Origin of the sequence: Micromonospora sp. WMMD882, from assembly GCF_027497255.1 — a bacterium.
Lineage (GTDB): Bacteria > Actinomycetota > Actinomycetes > Mycobacteriales > Micromonosporaceae > Micromonospora.
This window is the reverse complement of record NZ_CP114903.1, coordinates 2,110,644-2,133,394: the sequence shown is the minus strand read 5'-3', so window position 1 is coordinate 2,133,394 and position 22,751 is coordinate 2,110,644. Positions and strand designations below refer to the sequence as shown.

Here is a 22,751-nt window from a genome sequence, read left to right as displayed (position 1 = left end):
GCGGGGCGGCCCGGTGACCCGGCCGGTCTGTGTGCTGGTCGGCGCGCCGGGGGCGGGCAAGACCACCGTCGGCACGGCGCTGGCCGCCGCGTTGGGCGTGGAGTTCCGCGACACCGACGAGGACGTCGAGCGGACGGCCGGCAAGCCGATCCCGGAGATCTTCGTGGACGAGGGCGAGGAGCGTTTCCGTACCCTGGAACGGGCGGCGGTGGCGACGGCGCTGGCGTCGTGTTCCGGGGTGCTCGCCCTGGGCGGCGGCGCGGTCCTCGCCGAGGAGACCCGCGCCGCGCTGGCCGGGCACACCGTGCTGCATCTCTCCGTCGAGCTGACCGACGCGATCCGGCGGGTGGATCTGGGCGTCGGCCGTCCGCTGTTGGCGGTCAACCCGCGGGCCACGTTGAAGTATCTGCTGGACCAGCGTCGGCCGCTCTACGCGGAGGTGGCCACGGCCACCGTGGTCACCGACGGACGCGCCCCGGAGGAGATCGTCGCCGAGATCCTGCCGCTGCTCGGTGGACTAGGCTGACCCGGCGATGGACGAGACGACCCGGATCCCGGTCGGTGGCGAGCGGCCGTACGACGTGCTCGTGGGCCGTGGCCTGACCGACGACCTGCCCGACCTGCTGCCCGGCGCGGCCCGGGTGGCGGTGCTGCACGCCCCGCCGCTGCGCGGGCTGGCCGACGCGCTCGCCGACCGGCTGCGGTCGGCGGGGGTGGAACCACTCCCGATCGAGGTGCCGGACGCCGAGGCGGGCAAGCAGATCGACGTGGCCGCGCGCTGCTGGGACCAGCTCGGCACGGCCCGGTTCACCCGGACCGACGCGGTGGTCGGGGTGGGCGGGGGAGCGGTGACCGACCTGGCCGGATTCGTGGCCGCCTGCTGGCTGCGCGGGGTGCGTTGGGTGCCGGTGGCGACCTCGCTGCTGGGCATGGTTGACGCGGCGGTGGGCGGCAAGACCGGCGTGAACACCGCCGCCGGCAAGAACCTCGTCGGCGCGTTCCATCCGCCGGCGGGTGTCCTGTGTGACCTCGCGACCCTGGACACGCTGCCCGGCACGGATCTGGCCGCAGGCCTCGCCGAGGTGGTCAAGTGCGGGTTCATCGCGGACCCGGTGATCCTGGAGCTGGTCGAGCGTGACCCGACGGCGGTCACCGACCCGGCCGGCGCGGTGACCCGAGAGCTGATCGAGCGGGCGGTCCGGGTGAAGGCCGACGTGGTCTCCGGGGACCTGCGCGAGTCCGGGGTACGGGAGGTGCTGAACTACGGCCACACCCTGGCCCACGCGATCGAGCGGGTCGAGGGGTACCGCTGGCGGCACGGGCACGCGGTCGCGGTGGGGCTGGTGTACGCGGGCGCGCTGGCCCGGCTGGCCGGCCGCCTGGACGCGGCGACCGCCGACCGGCACCGGGCGGTGGTGTCGGCCCTCGGGCTGCCCACCAGCTACCGCGCCGAGGCCTGGCCGGACCTGCTCGCCACGATGCGGGTGGACAAGAAGGCCCGGGGCGCCACGCTGCGCTTCGTGGTGCTCGACGGTCTCGCCCGGCCGGCGATCCTGGACGGCCCGGACGACGACCTGCTGCACGCCGCCTACCGGGAGGTGTCGCGGTGAGCGGGGTCGCCGGATGAGGGTGTACGTGCTGAACGGGCCGAACCTGGGCCGGCTGGGCACCCGACAGGTCGACGTCTACGGCGTGACCAGCTACGCCGACCTGGTGGAGTTGTGCGAGCGCGCCGGCCGGGAGCTCGGCCTGGACGTGACGGTGCGGCAGACCGACGCCGAGCACGAGCTGCTCGGCTGGCTGCACGACGCCGCCGACGAGGGCGCGGCCGTGGTGCTGAACCCGGCGGCCTGGTCGCACTACTCGATCGCCGTCCGGGACGCCTGCGCGATGCTGCGTGGCCCGCTGGTCGAGGTGCACATCTCCAACATCCACGCCCGGGAGGAGTTCCGGCGTCACTCGGTGGTCTCCGCGGTGGCCACCGGGGTGATCTGCGGGCTGGGTGTCGACGGCTACCGGCTGGCTTTGCGCCACCTGGCGGCCCGCGCCGGCTGACCGCCGGCCACCCGGCAGCTAGTAGACTTGCCAGGTCCCTCCGCCAATTGATGATCAAGGCAGGAAATGGCCACCACCAACGACCTCAAGAACGGCCTGGTACTCAACCTCGACGGGGAGCTCTGGGCCGTCGTGGAGTTCCAGCACGTCAAGCCCGGCAAGGGCGGCGCCTTCGTCCGCACCACCCTGAAGAACGTGCTCTCCGGCAAGGTCGTCGACAAGACCTTCAACGCGGGCACCAAGGTCGAGACCGCGACCGTCGACAAGCGCACCATGCAGTACCTCTACGCCGACGGCGAGGACTACGTCTTCATGGATCTGGAGACGTTCGACCAGATCACCGTGCCCGGCGGCACCGTCGGCGAGGCGGCGAACTACCTCCTCCCCGAGGCCGAGGCGACGGTCGCCACCCACGAGGGGGTGCCGCTCTACATCGAGCTGCCGACCAGCGTGGTGCTGGAGGTCACGTACACCGAGCCCGGGTTGCAGGGCGACCGGTCCACCGGCGGCAACAAGCCGGCCACCGTCGAGACCGGCGCGACCGTGCCGGTGCCGCTGTTCATCACCACCGGCGAGAAGATCAAGGTCGACACCCGCGACGGCCGTTACCTCGGCCGCGCCTGATGGCCGAGGCCCCGAAGCAGCAGATGCCCGCGCGCCGAAAGGCGCGCAAGCGGGCGCTGGACGTGCTCTACGAGGCCGACCTGCGGGACCGGCCGCCGGTCGAGGTGCTCGCCGGGTACGTCGAACGCATCGAGCGGCCCCGGCCGGAGCACCTCGACTACACCGTCGCCCTGGTCGAGGGGGCCGCCGCCCACCTCGACCGGATCGACGAGCTGATCGCCAGCTACGCCGAGGGGTGGACGCTGGAGCGGATGCCGGCCGTCGACCGTAACCTCGCCCGGATCGCCGTCTACGAGCTGATCTACCGCGACGACATCGACGACGCGGTGGCCATCACCGAGGCGGTCGAGCTGGCCCGGCAGATGTCGACCGACGACTCGCCGCGGTTCCTCAACGGCGTGCTCGCCCGGATCGCCGAGTACGCGACCCGCTGAGCGCCGGCCGACCCGTCGGCGGGTCCGGCGGCGTCGAGGCGGACACCCGAGGGGCCCGTGCCGTCCGGCACGGGCCCCTCGGGTGCGACAGCGGCGCTCAGGACGCGAAGAACGCCCGCGGGTCGGCGACCAGCACGCCGTGCTCGGTGAGCCGCTCGATCAGCCCGGACGGCGACGAGTCGTAGACGATGGCCAGCGCCCGCAGGTCGTCGGCGCGGATGGACAGGACCCGACCGTTGTAGTCGCCGCGCTGCTGCTGGATGGCGCGCGCGTACCGGGCGACGTACGCGAGATCCTCCGAGGCCTCGTCGTAGAGCCGCTCCAGGTCCAGCACGATCTTGCTGGTCGGCTCGTGCCGTACGCCGCTGCCGTCGGGCAGCAGCTCGGAGACGGGCACTCGGTAGAACTCGGCCAGCTCGGCCAGCCGGGACACCGTGACGGCGCGGTCACCACGCTCGTACGACCCGACCACGACGGCCTTCCACCGTCCGTTGGACTTCTCCTCCACGCCCTGCAGGGACAGGCCCTGCTGCTGGCGAATGGAACGCAGGCGGGCGCCCAGCGACTTGGCGTATTCAGAGGGCATTCGGACACTCCCAGTGCTGCTCGGGGTTCTCCCAGCTATCGCTACGGAGCGTGACGGTACGGGGATTACGACACGTGGTCAAGTGCTCGTGACACACCTGTTGGGATCATGGGGCGATCCATCCGCATTTCGGGACTGATTTGTGGATCAGCAGCCGGCCGGCAGACGTCCCGGTGACCACTGGTAACGTGGCCCGAGGCCCCGCTCCGGACCGTCCGCGGCTGGTCGGGGCGTCCAGACGTCCTTTAACGACCCGTCCCGTGAGGCGGGGAAGGAGGTCCGCCGTGGCCTACCCACCGACAGCACGATCCTCGGCCCCGAGGCAACCCTCGGTGAAGGTGATCCTCGACAGCGGCGACGTGCAGCGGGTGGTCGACCGCATGGCGCACCAGATCCTGGAGAAGACCCAGGGCGCCGCCGACACCGTCCTGCTCGGCATCCCGACCCGGGGCACGCCGCTGGCCCGCCGCCTCGCCGCCCGGATCAGCGCCTTCGAGGGCGTCGCCGTGCCGGTCGGCGTGCTCGACATCACTCTCCACCGCGACGACCTGCGCCGGCACGCCAGCCGCGCGGTGGGCCCGACCGAGGTGCCGCCCGGCGGCGTCGACGGCCGGCGGGTCGTCCTCGTCGACGACGTGCTCTTCTCCGGCCGGACCGTCCGGGCCGCCCTGGACGCCCTCAACGACCTGGGTCGCCCCGCCTCGGTGCAGCTCGCCGTCCTGGTCGACCGGGGGCACCGGCAACTGCCCATCCGCGCCGACTACGTGGGCAAGAACATCCCCACCGCGCTCGCCGAGAGCGTCCGGGTCACCCTCGCCGAGACCGACGGCGCCGACGAGGTCAGGCTGCACGGAGGGAACGACTCATGACCGCGTACCTGATCAGGGGGGCCGGCGTCGTCGGCGGCGAGCCCACCGACCTGCTGATCCGCGACGGCGTGGTGGCCGAGACCGGTCGCGGGCTGAGCGCGCCGGACGCCACGGTGCTGGACGCGGACGGGCTGGTGGCCCTGCCCGGCCTGGTCGACCTGCACACCCACCTGCGCGAGCCCGGCCGGGAGGACGCCGAGACCGTCGAGTCCGGTTCCCGGGCGGCGGCGCTGGGCGGGTACACCGCGGTCTGCGCGATGGCCAACACCTCCCCGGTCGCCGACACCGCGGCCGTGGTCGAGCAGGTCTGGCGGTCGGGCCGGGAGGCCGGGCTGGTCGACGTCCAACCGATCGGCGCGGTCACCGTCGGTCTGGCCGGGGAGCGGCTGGCCGAGCTGGGCGCGATGGCCGACTCGGCGGCCCGGGTGCGGATCTTCTCCGACGACGGGCACTGCGTCGCCGACCCGAGGCTGATGCGTCGCGCCCTGGAGCAGGTCCGGGCGTTCGACGGGATCGTCGCCCAGCACGCCGAGGAGCCGCGGCTGACCGAGGGCGCCCAGATGAACGAGGGCGTGGTCTCCGCCCGGCTCGGGCTGACCGGGTGGCCGGCGGTCGCCGAGGAGGTCATCATCGCCCGGGACGTGCTGCTGGCCGAGCACGTCGGCAGCCGGCTGCACGTCTGCCACGTCTCCACCGCCGGCAGCGTGGAGGTGCTCCGCCACGCCCGGGCCCGGGGAGCGCGGGTCACCGCCGAGGTGACCCCGCACCACCTGCTGCTCACCGACGAGCTGGCCGCCACCGACGACCCGGTCTACAAGGTCAACCCGCCGCTGCGCACCGCCGCCGACGTCGCCGCGCTGCGGGCCGCGCTGGTGGAGGGCGTGATCGACGTCATCGCCACCGACCACGCCCCGCACGCCGCGCAGGACAAGGAGCGCGGGTGGGCGTGCGCCCGGCCGGGCATGCTCGGTCTGGAGACCGCGCTGTCCATCGCGTTGGACGTCCTCGGCCCGGCGTGGGACCTCATCGCCGAGCGGATGTCCCGCGCCCCGGCCCGGATCGCCGGGCTGACCGGGCACGGCCGGGACCCGGCGCCCGGCGTCCCGGCGAACCTCACCCTGGTCGACCCGGCAGCCCGGCGTGTGATCGAGCCGACGGAGCTGGCCAGCCGAAGCCGTAACACCCCGTACGCCCGGATGGCGCTGCCGGGTCGCATCGTGGCGACCTTCCTGCGCGGCGAGCCGACGGTCCTGGACGGAAAGGCAGTCAGGTAATGACGCATCGGAGAGCCGCGATCCTGGTTCTGGAGGACGGGCGCACCTTCCACGGCGAGGCGTACGGCCGGGTGGGGGAGACCTTCGGCGAGGCGGTCTTCACCACCGGCATGACCGGCTACCAGGAGACCCTCACCGACCCCTCCTACCACCGGCAGGTGGTGGTGCAGACCGCCCCGCACATCGGCAACACCGGGGTCAACGACGCCGACGACGAGTCCCGACGGATCTGGGTCGCCGGGTACGTGGTGCGTGACCCGGCCCGGACCGCCTCGAACTGGCGGGCCACCGGCGACCTGGCGGACCGCCTCGACGCCGAGGGCGTGGTCGGCATCAGCGGGGTGGACACCCGGGCGCTCACCCGTCACCTGCGGGAGCGCGGCGCCATGCGGGTCGGCGTCTCCAGCGTCGAGACCGACCCGCGGGCCCTGCTGGCCCGGGTGCGGCAGACCCCGTCGATGGTCGGCGCGGACCTGTCCGCCGAGGTGACCACCGCCGAGCCGTACGTGGTCGCCGCCGAGGGGGAGCACCGGTTCACGGTGGCCGCGCTCGACCTGGGCATCAAGCGCAACGTGCCGCGCCGGCTCGCCGCGCGCGGCGTCACCACGCACGTGCTGCCCGCCGCGTCGACCATCGACGAGGTGCTCGCCACCGGCGCGGACGCGGTCTTCTTCTCGCCCGGCCCGGGTGACCCGGCCACCGCCGACGTCCCGGTGGCGCTGGCCCGGGAGGTGCTGCGCCGGCGGATCCCGCTGTTCGGCATCTGCTTCGGCAGTCAGATCCTCGGCCGGGCGCTGGGCTTCGGTACCTACAAGCTCGGGTACGGTCACCGCGGCATCAACCAGCCGGTGCTGGACCGGGCCACCGGCAAGGTCGAGGTGACCAGCCACAACCACGGCTTCGCCGTCCAGTTCCCCGGCGTGGACGTCGGCGCGGTCGTCCCCGACCGGGTCGTCGACACCGAGTTCGGCGGGGTCGAGATCAGTCATGTCTGCCTGAACGACAACGTGGTCGAGGGCCTGCGGGTGAAGGACGTGCCCGCGTTCACCGTCCAGTACCACCCCGAGGCGGCGGCCGGCCCGCACGACGCGGACTACCTCTTCGACCGCTTCGCCGAGCTGATCGAGGGCCGCGGCCTCGACCGGAGCCACAGTGAAGGCGGGAAGACGAATGCCTAAGCGGACGGACCTCAAGCACATCCTGGTGATCGGCTCCGGACCGATCGTGATCGGCCAGGCCTGCGAGTTCGACTACTCGGGGACCCAGGCCTGCCGGGTGCTGCGCAGCGAGGGCATCCGGGTCAGCCTGGTCAACTCCAACCCGGCGACCATCATGACCGACCCGGAGTTCGCCGACGCCACGTACGTCGAGCCGATCACGCCGGAGTTCGTCGAGCTGGTCATCGCCAAGGAACGCCCGGACGCGCTGCTGCCCACCCTGGGCGGGCAGACCGCGCTGAACACGGCGGTCGCCCTGCACGAGTCCGGCGTGCTGGCCAAGTACGGGGTCGAGCTGATCGGCGCGAACATCGACGCGATCCGGCGCGGCGAGGACCGGCAGTTGTTCAAGGAGATCGTCGCCAAGGCCGGCGTCCGGCTCGGCTTCGCCGACCCGGAGTCGCTGGTGCCGCGTTCCCGGGTCTGCCACTCGATGGACGAGGTCCGCGACACGGTCGCCGAGCTGGGCCTGCCGGTGGTGATCCGGCCGTCGTTCACCATGGGCGGCCTCGGCTCCGGCATGGCGCACACCGACGAGGACCTGACCCGCATCGCCGGGGCCGGCCTGGCCGCCAGCCCGGTGCACGAGGTGCTCATCGAGGAGAGCGTGCTCGGCTGGAAGGAGTACGAGCTGGAGCTGATGCGCGACCGGCACGACAACGTCGTGGTGGTCTGCTCGATCGAGAACGTAGACCCGATGGGCGTGCACACCGGTGACAGCGTCACCGTCGCCCCGGCCATGACGCTCACCGACCGGGAGTACCAGCGCCTGCGCGACCTGGGCATCGCGGTGCTGCGGGAGGTCGGCGTGGACACCGGCGGCTGCAACATCCAGTTCGCGGTGAACCCGGCCGACGGCCGGATCGTCGTGATCGAGATGAACCCGCGGGTGTCGCGCTCCTCGGCGCTGGCGTCGAAGGCCACCGGCTTCCCGATCGCCAAGATCGCGGCGAAGCTGGCCGTCGGCTACACGCTGGACGAGATCCCCAACGACATCACCCTGCAGACGCCTGCCGCGTTCGAGCCGGTGCTCGACTACGTGGTGGTGAAGATCCCCCGGTTCGCGTTCGAGAAGTTCCCCGGCGCGGACCGGGAGCTGACCACCACGATGAAGTCGGTTGGCGAGGCGATGAGCCTGGGCCGTAACTTCACCGAGGCGCTGAACAAGGCGATGCGCTCGATGGAGACGAAGGCCGGCGGGTTCTGGACGCTGCCCGACCCGGCGGTCGCCGTCGCCACCGGCCACGACCCGTCGGACGTGACGAAGGAGAGCACCCTCGCCGCGCTGCGCACGCCGCACGACGGCCGCCTCTACACGGTGGAACGGGCGTTGCGGCTGGGCGCGACGATCGCCGAGGTGGCCACGGCGTCGGGCGGGATCGACCCGTGGTTCCTGGACCAGATCGCGTCCCTGGTCGAGCTGCGCGCCGAGATCGTCGACGCCCCGGTGCTCGACGCGGAGCTGCTCCGCCGGGCCAAGCGGGCCGGGCTGTCCGACCGGCAGTTGGCGGCGCTGCGGCCCGAGCTGGCCGCCGAGGACGGCGTCCGTACCCTGCGGCACCGGCTGGACGTCCGGCCGGTGTACAAGACCGTGGACACCTGCGCGGCCGAGTTCGCCGCGACCACCCCGTACCACTACTCCTCGTACGACGCGGAGACCGAGGTGGTGGGCTCGGACCGGCCGAAGGTGATGATCCTCGGCTCGGGGCCGAACCGGATCGGTCAGGGCATCGAGTTCGACTACTCCTGCGTGCACGCGGTGATGGCGTTGCGCGGCGCGCCTGTCGACACCGCCAGCGGGTCCGGTTACGAGACCGTGATGGTCAACTGCAACCCGGAGACCGTCTCCACCGACTACGACACCGCCGACCGGCTCTACTTCGAGCCGCTGACCTTCGAGGACGTGCTGGAGGTCTGGCACGCCGAGGACTCCTCCGGCCGGGCGGCCGGCGGGCCGGGCGTGGTCGGGGTGGTCGTCCAGTTGGGCGGGCAGACCCCGCTGGGGCTGGCGCAGCGGCTCAAGGACGCCGGCGTGCCGGTGGTGGGCACCTCCCCGGAGTCCATCCACCTGGCCGAGGAGCGGGGCGCCTTCGGCGCGCTGCTGGCCCGCGCCGGCCTGCCCGCGCCGGCGCACGGCACCGCCACCTCGTACGACGAGGCGAAGGCGATCGCCGACGGGATCGGGTACCCGGTGCTGGTCCGCCCGTCGTACGTGCTGGGCGGGCGGGGCATGGAGATCGTCTACGACGACCCGACGCTGCGTGACTACATCGGTCGGGCCACCGACATCTCCCCGGACCATCCGGTGCTGGTGGACCGGTTCCTCGACGACGCCATCGAGATCGACGTGGACGCGCTCTGCGACGCCGACGGGGAGGTCTACCTCGGCGGCGTGATGGAGCACATCGAGGAGGCGGGCATCCACTCCGGTGACTCGTCGTGCGCGTTGCCGCCGATCACGCTGGCCGGCTCGCACCTGGCCGAGGTGCGCCGGTACACCGAGGCGATCGCCCGCGGCGTCGGGGTGCGTGGCCTGCTCAACGTGCAGTACGCGCTCAAGGACGACACGCTCTACGTCCTGGAGGCCAATCCGCGGGCGTCGCGTACCGTCCCGTTCGTCTCCAAGGCCACCGCGGTCCCGCTGGCCAAGGCGGCGGCCCGGATCGCGCTCGGCGCGACCGTCGCCGAGCTGCGGGCCGAGGGGATGCTCCCGGCCACCGGGGACGGCGGCACGCTGCCGCCGGACGCCCCGATCGCGGTCAAGGAGGCGGTGCTGCCGTTCAAGCGGTTCCGCACCCCCACCGGCAAGGGGGTGGACTCGCTGCTCGGGCCGGAGATGAAGTCCACCGGCGAGGTGATGGGCATAGACACCGCCTTCGGGCACGCCTTCGCCAAGAGCCAGTCCGCCGCGTACGGCTCGCTGCCGACCCGCGGGCGGATCTTCGTCTCGGTCGGCAACCGGGACAAGCGCGCCATGATCTTCCCGGTGAAGCGCCTCGCCGACCTGGGCTTCGAGATCCTGGCCACCACCGGCACCGCCGGGGTGCTGCGCCGGCACGGCATCGCCTGCGAGGAGATCCGCAAGCACTACGAGGCCGGTCAGGACGACGACGCGGTGTCGTTGATCCTGCGCGGCGAGGTCGCCCTGGTGGTCAACACCCCGCAGGGCTCGGGGGCCAGCGCCCGCTCCGACGGGTACGAGATCCGCAGCGCGGCGGTGACCGCCGACATCCCCTGCGTCACCACGGTGCCCGGCGTGGCGGCGGCGGTGATGGGCATCGAGGCCCGGATCCGGGGTGACATGCGGGTCCGCCCGTTGCAGGAGCTGCACGCCGCGCTGCGGGACCCCCGGTGACAGCGACGCCCCGGCGGGGCGGCGGCTGGTTCGAGCGGGTGGCGCGGGCGGGGCTGTTCCGCGTCGGCGGCGGGGACGCGGAGGCGGCGCACGAGTGGACCCTGCGACGGCTGGCCGCCCTGGCCGGACGACCGGCGGCGCTCGCCGTGCTGCGCCGCCGGTACGCGGTCGCCGCGCCGCGCACGGTCTTCGGGGTCGACTTCCCGAATCCGGTGGGACTGGCGGCCGGGATGGACAAGGACGGGGTGGCGCTGCCGGCCTGGCCGGCGCTCGGCTTCGGGTTCGTCGAGGTGGGCACGGTGACCGCGCGCCCGCAGCCGGGCAACCCCCGGCCCCGGCTGTTCCGGCTGCCGGACAGCGAGGCCGTGGTCAACCGGATGGGCTTCAACAACTCCGGGGCCGAGGCGCTCGCCGTCCGGCTGGCCGCGCGGCCCCGGCCGCTCGGCGTGCCGCTGGGCATCTCGCTGGGCAAGTCCAAGGTGACCCCGCTGGACGACGCGGTCGGGGACTACCTGGCCTCGTACCGGGCGCTGCGGGACCACGGGGACTACTTCGCGGTCAACGTGTCGTCCCCGAACACCCCCGGGCTGCGGGCCCTGCAGGACCGGGCGCACCTGGACGCGTTGCTGACCGCCCTGGTGGGCGGGCCGCCCGTGCTCGTGAAGATCGCCCCGGACCTGACCGAGCCGGCCATCGCCGAGCTGCTGGAGGTCTGCCTGGCCCGGGGCGCGGCCGGGGTGATCGCCACCAACACCACGCTGGCCCGTGACGGGCTGACCCCGGCCGACCGGGAGCGGGGCGCGCAGGCCGGCGGCCTGTCCGGGCGTCCGCTGGCCCGGCGGGCCCGTGAGGTGGTCGCCTTCGTGCACCGGGAGACCGGCGGCCGGCTGCCGGTGGTCGGGGTCGGCGGGATCGTCGACCCGGACGACGCGGCCCGGATGTTCGACGCCGGGGCGAGCCTGGTGCAGCTCTACACCGGCTTCGTCTACCGGGGGCCGGCCCTGGTCCGGGCGGTCGCGCGAGGAACGCTGCCGGCCCGGCCGGCGCCCGCCCGGTCCGTCCCGGCCCGGGAGGGTGGATGACGCCGGAGGAGATCCTGGCGGTGGACCGGGCGCACGTCTGGCACCCGTACGCGCCGCTGCCTCCGACCACCCCGCCGTACGTGGTGACCGAGGCGTCCGGCGTCCGGTTGCGCCTGGCCGACGGGCGGGAGCTGGTGGACGGGATGTCGTCCTGGTGGGCGGCGATCCACGGATACCGGCATCCGGCGCTCGACGCGGCGGTGGTCGACCAGCTCGGCCGGATGAGCCACGTGATGTTCGGCGGGCTGACCCACGAGCCGGCGGCGCGGCTGGCCGGCGCCCTGGTGGAGCTGGCCCCGGACGGGCTGGAACGGGTCTTCCTCTGTGACTCCGGCTCGGTCGGCGTCGAGGTGGCGGTCAAGATGTGCCTGCAGTACCAGCAGGCCGTCGGCCGCCCGGAGCGTCACCGGCTGGGCACCTGGCGGGGCGGGTACCACGGCGACACGTTCCACCCGATGAGCGTCTGCGACCCGGTGGGCGGCATGCACCACCGGTGGGGGGACGTGCTGCCCCGCCAGGTCTTCGCGGCGACGCCGCCGGGCGGCTTCGACTCCCCGGTCGACCCCGCGTACGTCGACGAGCTGACCGACACGGTCGGCCGGCACGCCGCCGAGCTGGCCGCGGTGATCGTGGAGCCGGTGGCGCAGGGGGCCGGGGGGATGCGTTTCCACCACCCGGAGTACCTGCGGGTGCTGCGCGAGGTGACCCGCGCCCACGGCGTGCTGCTGATCTTCGACGAGATCGCCACCGGCTTCGGCCGGACCGGGACGATGTTCGCCGCCGAGCACGCCGGGGTGACCCCGGACGTGCTCTGCGTGGGCAAGGCGCTCACCGGTGGCTACCTGAGCCTGGCCGCCACGCTGTGCACCGCGGAGGTGGCCCGCGGCATCTCCGCCGACGGGGTGCTGGCGCACGGGCCGACGTTCATGGGCAACCCGCTCGCCTGTGCCGTCGCGAACGCCTCCATCGGCCTGCTGCGGGCCGGAGACTGGGCGGGCCAGGTGTCCAGGGTGGAGCGGGGGTTACTGACGGGTCTGGAGCCTTTGCGGGGCGCGGCCGGCGTGCGGGACGTCCGGGTGCTCGGCGCGATCGGCGTGGTGCAGCTCGACCACGAGGTCGACCTGCCGGCCGCCACCGCCGCCGCGGTCGCCCACGGGGTCTGGCTGCGTCCGTTCCGCGACCTGGTCTACACCATGCCGCCGTACCTGACCGACGACGCGGACCTGGCCCGGATCACCGCCGGGATCGCCGCCGCCGTCGCGGCGGGCTGACCCGGCCGGCGCGCGATCCGGCGGCGCGGACCCGGGCGGCGGTGGGTCGCGCCGCCCCCACCCCTGCCGCCCACCGCTTTCCGACACGAGAGGAAGGACAGCAGATGGAGAGTTTCGGCGCCCGGCTGCACCGGGCGGCGCGGGAGCGTGGGCCGCTCTGCGTGGGTATCGACCCGCATCCCGGGCTGCTGGCGGCCTGGGGGCTGCCGGACGACGTCGGGGGACTCGACCGGTTCGCCCGGACCGTCACCGAGGCCCTCGGGGACCGGGTCGCGGTGGTCAAACCCCAGTCGGCGTTCTTCGAGCGGTTCGGCTCGCGCGGCATCGCGATCCTTGAGTCAACTATCCGACAGTTGCGTGAAGCCGGCTCGCTCGTTCTGCTCGACGTCAAGCGAGGTGACATCGGTTCGACGGTCGCCGCGTACGCCGCCGCGTACCTCGATCCATCCAGTCCGTTGTATGTCGACGCGATCACGGCGAGCCCCTACCTCGGAGTAGGTTCGCTGGCCCCGATGTTCGACTCGGCGGCCCGGCACGGCGGCGGAGTGTTCGTCCTGGCGCTCACCTCCAACCCTGAGGGCGGGGCCGTGCAGCGGGCGCGCGGTGCCGACGGGCGCACCGTCGCGCAGGCGGTCATCGATGAGATTGCGCAGCTCAACGCGGGTGCGGAGCCGCTCGGCAGCTTCGGTCTCGTGGTGGGCGCGACGGTCGGCGACACCGGTCACGACCTGTCCCGGGTCAACGGTCCGCTGCTCGCTCCGGGGCTCGGCGCGCAGGGCGCGACCGCCGCGGATCTGCGCACCGTCTTCGGTCCCGCACTCTCCGGCGTGCTGCCGTCGTACTCCCGTCAGGTGCTCTCCGCCGGGCCTGATCCGGACGGGCTGCGGGCGGCGGCGGAGCGGGTGTCGGAGGAGTGTCGGCGGGTGCTCGGGTCGCCGAAAACTGACTGACGGGTCGGTCACCGGGCCATGATCGCCGCGCGTCCACGTTGCCGAAAGTTCCGCTGACCGCTAGTTTTCCCCGCGCTGGGAACCACGGACCCCTTTGGCTCCCAGCGACACCACGTTTCACAGAAGCGGCGGCGCGTCCCGCCCGCCGCGATAGGGACCTGAGGAGAACTGGTGCCGCTCCCGTCACTGACCCCTGAGCAGCGCGCGGCCGCGCTGGAGAAGGCCGCGGAGATCCGCAAAGCCCGTGCCGAGCTGAAGGAGCAGCTCAAGCAGGGCAAGACCACCCTCGCCTCCGTCCTCGAGCGCGCCGAGTCCGACGACGTCGTGGGCAAGCTGAAAGTTTCGGCCGTCCTGCAGTCCATGCCGGGCATCGGCAAGATCCGGGCGACCCAGATCATGGAGAAGCTGAAGATCGCGGACAGCCGCCGGCTGCGCGGTCTGGGCGAGCAGCAGCGCAAGGCTCTGCTGGGCGAGTTCGCCGGTAACTGATCCGCCACCGGCGGGCGCCGTCTGCGGGTGGGCGCGGCTGACCGGGAGGCGCCCGGCGGCTCGGCGCGCACGGCCCGAACCGGTCCTTCCCGGGCCGGTCGGGTCGGTGTCGTCGGGGCCGTCCGGGCACGTCTGCCGTCGACCGGCCCGCCCGTGGCGTCCGACCCCGTCCGTCGTCGGCCCGTCGTCCGTCGTCGGCCCGTCGTCCGTCGTCCGGCCTCGGTGGCCGGTGGCGGTGTCGAGGGCGGCGGTGGCCTTCGGGCCGGCAGCGGCCGGCGCCCCGTCGTGGCGTCGGCCGGGCGCGTGACCCGCCGTCCGGCGGTGGCCTACCGTCCGGCGTGACCTGCCGCCCGGCCGTGACCTGCTCGAACAGGTCGGGGCCGGGCTGGTAGGATTGCTCGGTTCGTCCTTTCCAGCTCCGGTTCGACCGCGAGCGTGCGGTCGAGTGCCCACCGCGCCAGGCGCGGTCTCCTGAAGACGCAGAGGTTTGTTTCGTGGGATCCATCGCCAACCCCGAAGGCATCACCAACCCGCCGATCGACGAGCTGCTGGAGAAGACCTCCTCGAAGTACGCGCTGGTGATCTTCGCTGCCAAGCGGGCCCGCCAGGTCAACGCCTACTACAGCCAGCTCGGTGAGGGTCTCCTGGAGTACGTCGGTCCCCTGGTGGAGACCACCCCCCAGGAGAAGCCGCTCTCGATCGCCATGCGGGAGATCAACGCCGGTCTGCTCACCGCCGAGCCGACCGACCAGCCGTAGCCCCGCCGCGCGGATGTCCGCCGGAATCGTCCTCGGAGTCGGTGGCGGCATCGCCGCCTTCAAGGCGTGCGAGCTGCTGAGGCTGTTCACCGAGTCGGGCCACCGGGTCCGGGTCGTGCCGACCGCGTCGGCGCTGCGGTTCGTCGGCGCCCCGACCTGGGCGGCGCTGTCCGGTCAGCCGGTGGCCGACGACGTCTGGGCCGACGTGCACGAGGTGCCCCATGTGCGCCTCGGTCAGCGGGCCGACCTGGTGGTGGTCGCGCCGGCCACCGCCGACCTGCTGGCCAGGGCGGCCCACGGCCTCGCCGACGACCTGCTCACCAACATCATGCTGACCGCGCGCTGCCCGGTGGTGCTGGCCCCGGCCATGCACACCGAGATGTGGGAGCACCCCGCGACGGTGGCCAACGTGGCCACGCTGCGGGCCCGCGGCGTGCGGGTGATCGAGCCGGCGGTGGGCCGACTGACCGGCGCGGACACCGGCAAGGGCCGGCTGCCCGATCCGGCGGAGATCTTCGCCGTGGCGCGGCGGGCGCTGCGCCGGGGCGGTGACGCTCCCGCCGACCTGACCGGCCGTCGGGTGGTGGTCACCGCCGGCGGCACCCGGGAGCCGCTGGATCCGGTGCGGTTCCTGGGCAACCGTTCCTCCGGCCGGCAGGGGTACGCGTTCGCCCGCGCCGCGGTCGCCCGCGGAGCCCGGGTGACCCTCGTGTCCGCCAACGTCTCGCTCGCTGAGCCGGCCGGGGTCGACCTCGTCCGGGTCGGCACCACTGAGGAGCTGCGCACGGCCACCCTCCGGGCGGCCGAGGCGGCGGACGTGGTGGTGATGGCGGCGGCGCCGGCCGACTTCCGTCCGGCGGTCTACGCGCCGGGCAAGATCAAGAAGTCGCCGGACGGGCGCGCGCCCACCATCGACCTGGTCACCAATCCGGACATCGCCGCCGAGCTCGGCGCCCGTCGTCGTCCGGAACAGGTGCTGGTGGTCTTTGCCGCCGAGACCGGGGACGCCGAGGCCAACGGGCGGGCCAAGCTCGTCCGCAAGAAGGCCGATCTCATCGTCATCAACGAGGTCGGGGTGGACAAGGTCTTCGGCGCCGAAACCAACGCGGCGACCGTCGTCGGCGCGGACGGCTCGGTCCGGACGTTTCCGGAACGGAGCAAGGACGATCTGGCCGACGACGTGTGGGATCTCGTGGTGCCCCGACTGACGTCGACTTGACGTTCCATTCACAAAACCGCAATTTCGCCCATGGTCGGGCAGTGCCGATTACACTGCCGCGGACGACCTTGAACGCTTAGGAGTGCCGTGACTCGCCGTCTGTTCACGTCCGAATCGGTCACCGAAGGCCATCCGGACAAGATCGCCGACCAGATCAGCGATGGAATCCTCGACGCCCTGCTCGACCAGGACCCCCACTCACGCGTCGCGGTCGAAACCCTCATCACCACCGGACAGGTCCACGTCGCCGGAGAAGTCACCACCAACGCCTACGCCGACATCCCCACCATCGTCCGCGACACCATCCTCCGCATCGGCTACGACTCCTCCAAAAAAGGCTTCGACGGCGCCTCCTGCGGCGTCAGCGTCTCCATCGGCGCCCAATCCCCCGACATCGCCCAAGGCGTCGACAACGCCATCGAACTACGCACCGAAGGCAGCGAATCCGCCCTCGACGCCCAAGGCGCCGGCGACCAAGGCATGATGTTCGGCTTCGCCTGCTCCGAAACCCCCGAACTCATGCCCCTACCCATCGCCCTCGCCCACCGCCTCGCCCACCGCCTCGCCACCGTCCGCAAAAACGGCACCATCCCCTACCTCCGCCCCGACGGCAAAACCCAGGTCACCATCGAATACGACGGCCTACGCCCCATCCGCCTCGACACCGTCGTCCTGTCCACCCAACACGCCGCCGACATCAGCCTCGACACCCTCCTCACCCCCGACATCCGCGACCACGTCATCACCCCCGAACTCGACAACCTCGACCTCGACACCACCGGCTACCGCCTCCTGGTCAACCCCACCGGCCGCTTCGAAATCGGCGGACCCATGGGCGACGCCGGCCTCACCGGCCGCAAAATCATCGTCGACACCTACGGCGGCTACGCCCGCCACGGAGGCGGCGCCTTCTCCGGCAAAGACCCCTCCAAAGTCGACCGCTCCGCCGCCTACGCCATGCGCTGGGTCGCCAAGAACATCGTCGCCGCCGGACTCGCCGAACGCTGCGAAGCCCAAATCGCCTACGCCATCGGCAAAGCCCACCCCGTCAGCCTCCACATCGAAACCTTCCACACCGAAACCATCCCCCTCGACCGCATCCACAAAGCCGTCACCGAAGTCTTCGACCTCCGCCCCGCCGCCATCATCCGCGACCTCAACCTCAAACGCCCCATCTACCAACAAACCGCCGCCTACGGCCACTTCGGCCGCAACCTCACCGACCTCACCTGGGAACACACCAACCGCGCCACCGACCTCAAAGCCGCCGCAGGAGCCTGACCAGCAACCCGCGCCACGACCGGCGGCCCGCTGACGGGTCGCCGGTCGCCCGTGTCTGCGTCGACGTCCCCCTGCCCCACCTGGACCGGCCCTTCGACTACCTGGTGCCCGCCGGCCTCGACGACGCGGCGACGCCCGGGACGCGGGTGAAGGTGCGCTTCGCCGGTCAGCTCGTCGACGGCTGGCTGCTGGAACGCGTCGAGCGCTCCGGGCACGGCGGCCGGTTGGCCTACCTGGAGAAGGTCGTGTCGCCCGAGCCGGCGCTGGCCCCGGAGATCGCCCGGCTGGCCCGCGCGGTCGCCGACCGGTACGCCGGCAGCCTCGCCGACGTGCTCCGCCTGGCCGTGCCGGCCCGGCACGCGCGGGTGGAGAAAGAGGAGACCCCCGCCGATCCCGGTCCGCTGCCGGACCCACCGCCCGGCGCCCGGCCCGCGCCGAGCCCGACCCGGCCCGAGCCGGCGCCGCCCGGCCCGCCGGCCGGGGGCGGTGGCTGGGACGCGTACCCGGCGGGGCCGGGGTTCCTGCGCGCGCTCGCCGACGGCCGGGCCCCCCGGGCGGTCTGGTCGGCGCTGCCGGGGGAGGACTGGCCGGCGCGGTTCGCCGAGGCCGCCGCCGCGACGACGCGGTCCGGGCGGGGCGTGGTCGCCGTGGTCGCCGACGCCCGGGACCTGGACCGGCTCGACGCGGCGCTCACCGACGCGCTCGGTCCGGGGCGGCACGTCGCGCTCTCCGCGGCGCTCGGCCCGGCCCGCCGCTACCGGGCCTTCCTGGCCGTACGCCGGGGTCGGACGCCGGTGGTCGTCGGCACCCGGGCGGCGATGTTCGCGCCGGTGGCGCGGCTGGGGCTGGTGGCGATCTGGGACGACGGCGACGACCTGCACGCCGAGCCCCGGGCCCCGTACCCGCACGCCCGTGAGGTGCTGCTCACCCGGGCCCAGCTCGGTGACGCCGCCGTCCTGGTCGGCGGGCACACCCGTACCGCCGAGGCGCAACTGCTGGTGGAGTCCGGCTGGGCGCGGGAGGTGGTCGCCGCGCGGGACACCGTCCGGTCGGTCGCCCCGGCGGTCGCCCCGACCGGCGACGACCCGCAGTTGGCCCGGGACCCGGCCGCCGCCACGGCCCGGCTGCCCAGCCTGGCCTGGGCCACCGCCCGCGACGCGCTGCGCGCCGACACGCCGGTGCTGGTCCAGGTGCCCCGCCGGGGCTACCTGCCGTCGGTGGCCTGCGCCGGCTGCCGGGCCCCGGCCCGCTGCCCGCACTGCGCCGGCCCGCTCGCCCTGCCGTCCGCGCAGGGCGTCCCGTTCTGCCGTTGGTGCGGCCGGGTCGCCGCCGCGTACGCCTGCCCGGAGTGCGGCCGGCGGCGGCTGCGCGCCGCCGTGACCGGGGCCCGCCGCACCGCCGAGGAACTGGGCCGGGCGTTCCCCGGGGTGCCGGTGCGGACCTCCGGCCGGGAGGAGGTGCTGGCCCGGGTGCCCGGCGGCGCCGGGCTGGTGGTGGCCACGCCCGGGGCCGAGCCGGTCGCCGAGGGCGGCTTCGGCGCGGTGCTGCTGCTGGACGCGTGGGCGCTGCTGACCCGGGCCGACCTGCGTGCCGGTGAGGAGACCCTGCGCCGCTGGCTGGCCGCCGCGGCGCTGGCCCGTCCGGCGTCGGCCGGTGGTCGGGTGGTGGTGGTCGCCGACGGCGCGCTCGCCCCGGTGCAGGCGTTGCTGCGCTGGGACCCGGCCTGGTTCGCGGCCCGGGAACTCGCCGAGCGGCGGGAGCTGGGCTTTCCGCCGGCGGTCCGGATGGCCAGCCTGACCGGGTCGGCGTCGGCGGTGGCCGACCTGCTCGCCGAGGCCCGGCTCCCCGAGGCGGCCGAGGTGCTGGGTCCGGTCCCGGCCGACGGTGACCGGGAACGGATGCTGCTGCGGGTGCCCCGCGGCCACGCCGCCGCGCTGGCCGCCGCGTTGCACGCCGCCGCCGGGGTACGCGCGGCGCGCCGGGCGGCCGACCCGGTCCGCGTCCAGGTGGACCCGCTGGAGCTGTTCTGAGCGGGGCCGCCGGGGAGGTCCGGCGGTGGACCGTTCGCCGGGAATGCCCTGGCCCGCCGTGATAGCATCGCCCCCCATGTCCCGCCCGCACCGCGTGACGATGCCGGGAGCGCGTCGATTCGACGCCATATCGATGATGTCAACCAGCCGGTGATCAGAGGTGGATCAGTCGTGACCGCACGTCAATCGATCGTTTTCAACGGTGACCTCGGCAGCGGCAAGAGCACCGTCTCCATCGAGATCGCCAAGCGGCTCGGCCTGCGGCGGGTCAGCGTCGGCGACCTCTACCGGCAGATGGCGCAGGAACGGCAGATGACCGCGCTCCAGCTCAACCTGCACGCCGAGCTGGACCAGGCCGTCGACGGGTACGTCGACCAGCTCCAGCGGGACATCGCCGCCTCCGGTGAGTCCCTGGTGATGGACTCCCGGCTGGCCTGGCACTTCTTCACCGACGCGCTCAAGGTGCACATGATCACCGAGCCTGGCGAGGCGGCCCGCCGGGTGCTGCTGCGCCCGTCCGGTCCGGCCGAGAGCTACACCTCGCTGGAGGAGGCGAAGGCCAGACTCCGCGAACGCAGCGAGAGCGAACGGAACCGGTTCGTCGTCCGGTACGGCGTGGACAAGGCCCGGCTGCGCAACTACGACCTGGTCTGCGACACCACCAGGGCCACCCCGGAGCAGGTCATCACGCACGTCGTCGACGCGTACGAGGGGCGGCTGGCCGCCGAGGTGCTCCGTGACGCTCCGCCGCTGCTGCTGCTCGACCCGGCCCGCGTCTACCCGACCGAGGACGTGGCGAACCTGCGCGGCCTGTGGGAGAGCGACTTCGTCGGGTCGGTCGCCGCCGGCGGTGACGAGGGGCTGGCGCCGCTGACCATCGGCTACACCGGGGAGTACTTCTTCGTGGTCGACGGGCACCGCCGGCTCAGCGCCGCCCTGCAGAGCGGCTTCCCGCTGGTGCCGGCCCGGTTGGTCGCCGAGATGGACGAGCCGGTCGCGGCCGGCGTGAGCGCGGTGGAGTACTTCACCCGGCACGTCCGGGCCGACACGATCCAGGACTGGGAGGCGGCCCACAAGATCCAGCTACCGCTGCCGGAGCACGTGCTGCGGACCCCCGACGCGGTGCTGGCGGGCGACCCGACGAACGGCGGCTGACGACAGGTCGTCGATCCGACGCCCGCGCACGGCGCGTCAGGGTTCCGCCACCGACGGTGAGATGAGCATGATGAGGGCTCATCCCACTGTCGATGGAGGTCGACCATGGACGTCGCCGACGCCGTCCGGCTGCTGCTCTCACCGGCGGGACGGATCGACCCCTACCCGGCGTACGAGCGGCTCCGGGCGTACGGGCCGGTGGTCGACACCGACCTGGGGGTGCACGTGGCCACCGGGTACGCGGTGATCGACGAGGTGCTCCGTGACCCCGGCTACGGGGTGAGCTACGAGCCGTTGCCGGCGAGCCCGGTCGACGGCTGGGCGACCAGCCCCGCGGTGGCCACGATCTCCCGGTCGGTGCTGCGGAGCAATCCACCCGACCACGGCCGGATGCGGCATCTGGTGGCCGGGGCGTTCACCCCGCGCCGGATCGCCGCGCTGCGGGACGTGGTGACGGCCCAGGCCACCGGGCTGGTCGAGGCGATGGCGACCCGGGGCCGGGACGGGGCCGTCGTCGACGTGCTGGCCGAGTTCGCCTACCCGCTGCCGATCGGGGTGATCTGCGCGCTGCTCGGCGTGCCGGCCGAGGACCGGGCCGCGTTCCGGGAGTGGACCACCGACCTGACCGCCGCGCTGGAGCCGGAGGTCACCGGGGCCGAGCTGGCCGTCGCCGACCGGGGCGCGGTCGCGCTGCGGGACTACGTCGCCGCCCTGGTCGAGACCCGCCGCCGGGCGCCCGCCGACGACCTGACCACCGCCCTGGTCCGGGCGCACGACGCCGACGCCGGCCGGCTCACCGGCGACGAGCTGCTGGCCAACCTGGTGATCCTCCTGGTGGCCGGGTTCGAGACGACCACCAACCTGATCGGCAACGGGCTGGTGGTGCTGCTGCGGCACCCGGCGCACGCCGACGCCCTGCGCGCCGATCCCGGGCTCGCCCCGGCGTACGTCGAGGAGCTGCTGCGGATCGACTCCCCGGTGCAGATGACCAGTCGGACCAGCATCGGCGGGCACACCCTGGCCGGGGTTCCGGTGCCGGCCGACCGGCGGGTGCTGCTGCTGCTCGGCGCGGGCAACCGGGACCCGGAGCGGTTCCCCGGGCCCGACCGGTTCGACCCGTCCCGCCCGCAGAACCAGCCGCTGTCCTTCGGCGGTGGCGCGCACTACTGCCTCGGGGCGGCGCTGGCCCGGCTGGAGGCCCGGATCGCCCTGCCGTTGCTGCTGCGCCGGCTGCCCGACCTGGCGCTGGCCGGCACGCCCCGGCACCGCCCCCGACTGACCCTGCGCGGCTACCACGCCCTCCCGATGACTCTCACCCCGACGACGTCCTCCGCGTCGGCGTCTCTCGCGCCGGCGCCGGGGCCGGGCGCCCCCGCGCCGACGTCGGGGCCGGTACCCCGACCGGTCCGACCGGCGGCGACCGACCGCCGGTGACCCATGGGGCGTCTCGCCCGCCACACACCGCCGGGAAGCCGTCCGGGGAGTCCGTAGACTGGTACGGCACGACATCCGTCCCACCGACGAAGGAGCCACCCCGCGTGACCGTCCAGCCCATCCGTCTGTTCGGGGATCCGGTGCTGCGCACGCCGGCCGACCCGGTGGTCGACTTCGACGTCGAGTTGCGCAAGCTCGTCGCCGACCTGACCGACACCATGCGGGAGCAGAACGGCGCCGGCCTGGCCGCCCCGCAGCTCGGGGTGGGCCTGCGGGTGTTCGCGTTCGACGTCGACGACGTGCTCGGGCATCTGGTCAACCCGGTGCTGGAGTTCCCCGACTCCGAGGAGCAGGACGGCCCGGAGGGCTGCCTCTCCATCCCCGGCCTCTACTTCGACACCAAGCGCCGGCAGAACGTGATCGCCAAGGGCTTCAACGGCTACGGCGACCCGATGCAGATCGTCGGCACCGGCCTGATGGCCCGCTGCGTCCAGCACGAGACCGACCACCTGGACGGGGTGCTCTTCATCGACCGGCTGGACGCGGCCGGGCGCAAGGAGGCGATGAAGGCGATCCGTCAGGCCGAGTGGTACGACGCCGCCGCCCCGCCGGTGGTCAAGGTGAACCCGCACGGCGCGGCCAGCCCGTTCGGCCTGGGGCGGTGACCG

Annotated in this window: 21 protein-coding genes; 20 read left to right on the top strand and 1 reads right to left on the bottom strand. The window is 73.5% G+C overall.

The annotated features are described in order from the left end of the window. The first annotated feature begins 13 nt into the window (after positions 1-13). The 5 genes from O7606_RS08425 (at position 14) to nusB (ending at position 3,113) form a co-directional block, all read left to right on the top strand. Complete coding sequence (locus O7606_RS08425; RefSeq protein WP_281598495.1) at positions 14-526, top strand: shikimate kinase; 513 nt, start codon at positions 14-16, stop codon at positions 524-526. A gap of 7 nt (positions 527-533) precedes the next feature. Next, entirely contained in the window at positions 534-1,610 is a 1,077-nt protein-coding gene (aroB, locus tag O7606_RS08420; protein ID WP_281598494.1) for a 3-dehydroquinate synthase, read from the top strand. 13 nt (positions 1,611-1,623) lie between these two features. Beyond that, complete coding sequence (aroQ, locus tag O7606_RS08415; protein WP_281598493.1) at positions 1,624-2,055, top strand: type II 3-dehydroquinate dehydratase; 432 nt, start codon at positions 1,624-1,626, stop codon at positions 2,053-2,055. Positions 2,056-2,121: 66 nt separating this feature from the next. Beyond that, entirely contained in the window at positions 2,122-2,679 is a 558-nt protein-coding gene (gene efp / locus O7606_RS08410) for an elongation factor P (RefSeq protein WP_281598492.1), read from the top strand. 23 nt (positions 2,680-2,702) lie between these two features. After that, positions 2,703-3,113 carry a transcription antitermination factor NusB gene (gene nusB, locus O7606_RS08405; protein ID WP_281598491.1) on the top strand — a complete coding sequence of 137 codons (411 nt, stop codon included), beginning with the start codon at positions 2,703-2,705 and terminating at the stop codon, positions 3,111-3,113. 97 nt (positions 3,114-3,210) lie between these two features. On the opposite strand, the gene O7606_RS08400 is transcribed toward nusB, so the two are convergent. Further along, positions 3,211-3,699, bottom strand: a complete 489-nt coding sequence (locus O7606_RS08400; RefSeq protein ID WP_281598490.1) for a transcriptional regulator — start codon at positions 3,697-3,699, stop codon at positions 3,211-3,213. 284 nt (positions 3,700-3,983) lie between these two features. Here O7606_RS08400 and pyrR point away from each other — a divergent pair, with 284 nt between their 5' ends. The 15 genes from pyrR to def all read left to right on the top strand — a co-directional run bounded on the left by pyrR (position 3,984) and on the right by def (position 22,748). Further along, positions 3,984-4,568: a bifunctional pyr operon transcriptional regulator/uracil phosphoribosyltransferase PyrR gene (gene pyrR, locus O7606_RS08395; RefSeq protein WP_281598489.1), complete on the top strand. Its 585-nt coding sequence runs from the start codon at positions 3,984-3,986 to the stop codon at positions 4,566-4,568. Further along, on the top strand, positions 4,565-5,842 hold the full coding sequence (locus tag O7606_RS08390) for a dihydroorotase (protein ID WP_281598488.1): 1,278 nt from the start codon (positions 4,565-4,567) through the stop codon (positions 5,840-5,842). Before pyrR ends, O7606_RS08390 begins: the two co-directional genes overlap by 4 nt. Then, positions 5,842-7,020 (top strand): glutamine-hydrolyzing carbamoyl-phosphate synthase small subunit, encoded by a 1,179-nt coding sequence (carA, locus tag O7606_RS08385; RefSeq protein ID WP_281598487.1) that lies wholly within the window; start codon positions 5,842-5,844, stop codon positions 7,018-7,020. The genes O7606_RS08390 and carA overlap by 1 nt, the downstream gene beginning before the upstream one ends. Beyond that, complete coding sequence (gene carB / locus O7606_RS08380) at positions 7,013-10,414, top strand: carbamoyl-phosphate synthase large subunit (RefSeq protein ID WP_281598486.1); 3,402 nt, start codon at positions 7,013-7,015, stop codon at positions 10,412-10,414. The genes carA and carB overlap by 8 nt, the downstream gene beginning before the upstream one ends. Then, positions 10,411-11,496, top strand: a complete 1,086-nt coding sequence (locus O7606_RS08375) for a quinone-dependent dihydroorotate dehydrogenase (RefSeq protein ID WP_281598485.1) — start codon at positions 10,411-10,413, stop codon at positions 11,494-11,496. The genes carB and O7606_RS08375 overlap by 4 nt, the downstream gene beginning before the upstream one ends. After that, positions 11,493-12,767 (top strand): adenosylmethionine--8-amino-7-oxononanoate transaminase, encoded by a 1,275-nt coding sequence (locus O7606_RS08370; protein ID WP_281598484.1) that lies wholly within the window; start codon positions 11,493-11,495, stop codon positions 12,765-12,767. Before O7606_RS08375 ends, O7606_RS08370 begins: the two co-directional genes overlap by 4 nt. A gap of 104 nt (positions 12,768-12,871) precedes the next feature. Further along, a complete protein-coding gene (gene pyrF, locus O7606_RS08365; RefSeq protein ID WP_281598483.1) occupies positions 12,872-13,717 on the top strand; it encodes an orotidine-5'-phosphate decarboxylase in 846 nt (281 codons plus the stop codon). 171 nt (positions 13,718-13,888) lie between these two features. Next, positions 13,889-14,206, top strand: coding sequence for an integration host factor, actinobacterial type (gene mihF, locus O7606_RS08360; protein ID WP_281598482.1), 318 nt, complete (start codon positions 13,889-13,891; stop codon positions 14,204-14,206). A 494-nt stretch (positions 14,207-14,700) separates the two neighbouring features. Next, on the top strand, positions 14,701-14,964 hold the full coding sequence (gene rpoZ / locus O7606_RS08355) for a DNA-directed RNA polymerase subunit omega (protein WP_091462737.1): 264 nt from the start codon (positions 14,701-14,703) through the stop codon (positions 14,962-14,964). Between the two features lie 13 nt (positions 14,965-14,977). Further along, on the top strand, positions 14,978-16,183 hold the full coding sequence (gene coaBC / locus O7606_RS08350) for a bifunctional phosphopantothenoylcysteine decarboxylase/phosphopantothenate--cysteine ligase CoaBC (RefSeq protein WP_281598481.1): 1,206 nt from the start codon (positions 14,978-14,980) through the stop codon (positions 16,181-16,183). Between the two features lie 87 nt (positions 16,184-16,270). Continuing rightward, positions 16,271-17,464, top strand: a complete 1,194-nt coding sequence (gene metK, locus O7606_RS08345; RefSeq protein ID WP_281598480.1) for a methionine adenosyltransferase — start codon at positions 16,271-16,273, stop codon at positions 17,462-17,464. Then, entirely contained in the window at positions 17,461-19,494 is a 2,034-nt protein-coding gene (locus tag O7606_RS08340; protein ID WP_281599560.1) for a primosomal protein N', read from the top strand. The genes metK and O7606_RS08340 overlap by 4 nt, the downstream gene beginning before the upstream one ends. 171 nt (positions 19,495-19,665) lie before the next feature. Beyond that, positions 19,666-20,649, top strand: a complete 984-nt coding sequence (locus O7606_RS08335) for an AAA family ATPase (RefSeq protein WP_281598479.1) — start codon at positions 19,666-19,668, stop codon at positions 20,647-20,649. 105 nt (positions 20,650-20,754) lie between these two features. Next, positions 20,755-22,083 carry a cytochrome P450 gene (locus tag O7606_RS08330; protein WP_281598478.1) on the top strand — a complete coding sequence of 443 codons (1,329 nt, stop codon included), beginning with the start codon at positions 20,755-20,757 and terminating at the stop codon, positions 22,081-22,083. A 104-nt stretch (positions 22,084-22,187) separates the two neighbouring features. After that, on the top strand, positions 22,188-22,748 hold the full coding sequence (def, locus tag O7606_RS08325; protein WP_281598477.1) for a peptide deformylase: 561 nt from the start codon (positions 22,188-22,190) through the stop codon (positions 22,746-22,748). The last annotated feature ends 3 nt before the right edge of the window (positions 22,749-22,751 follow it).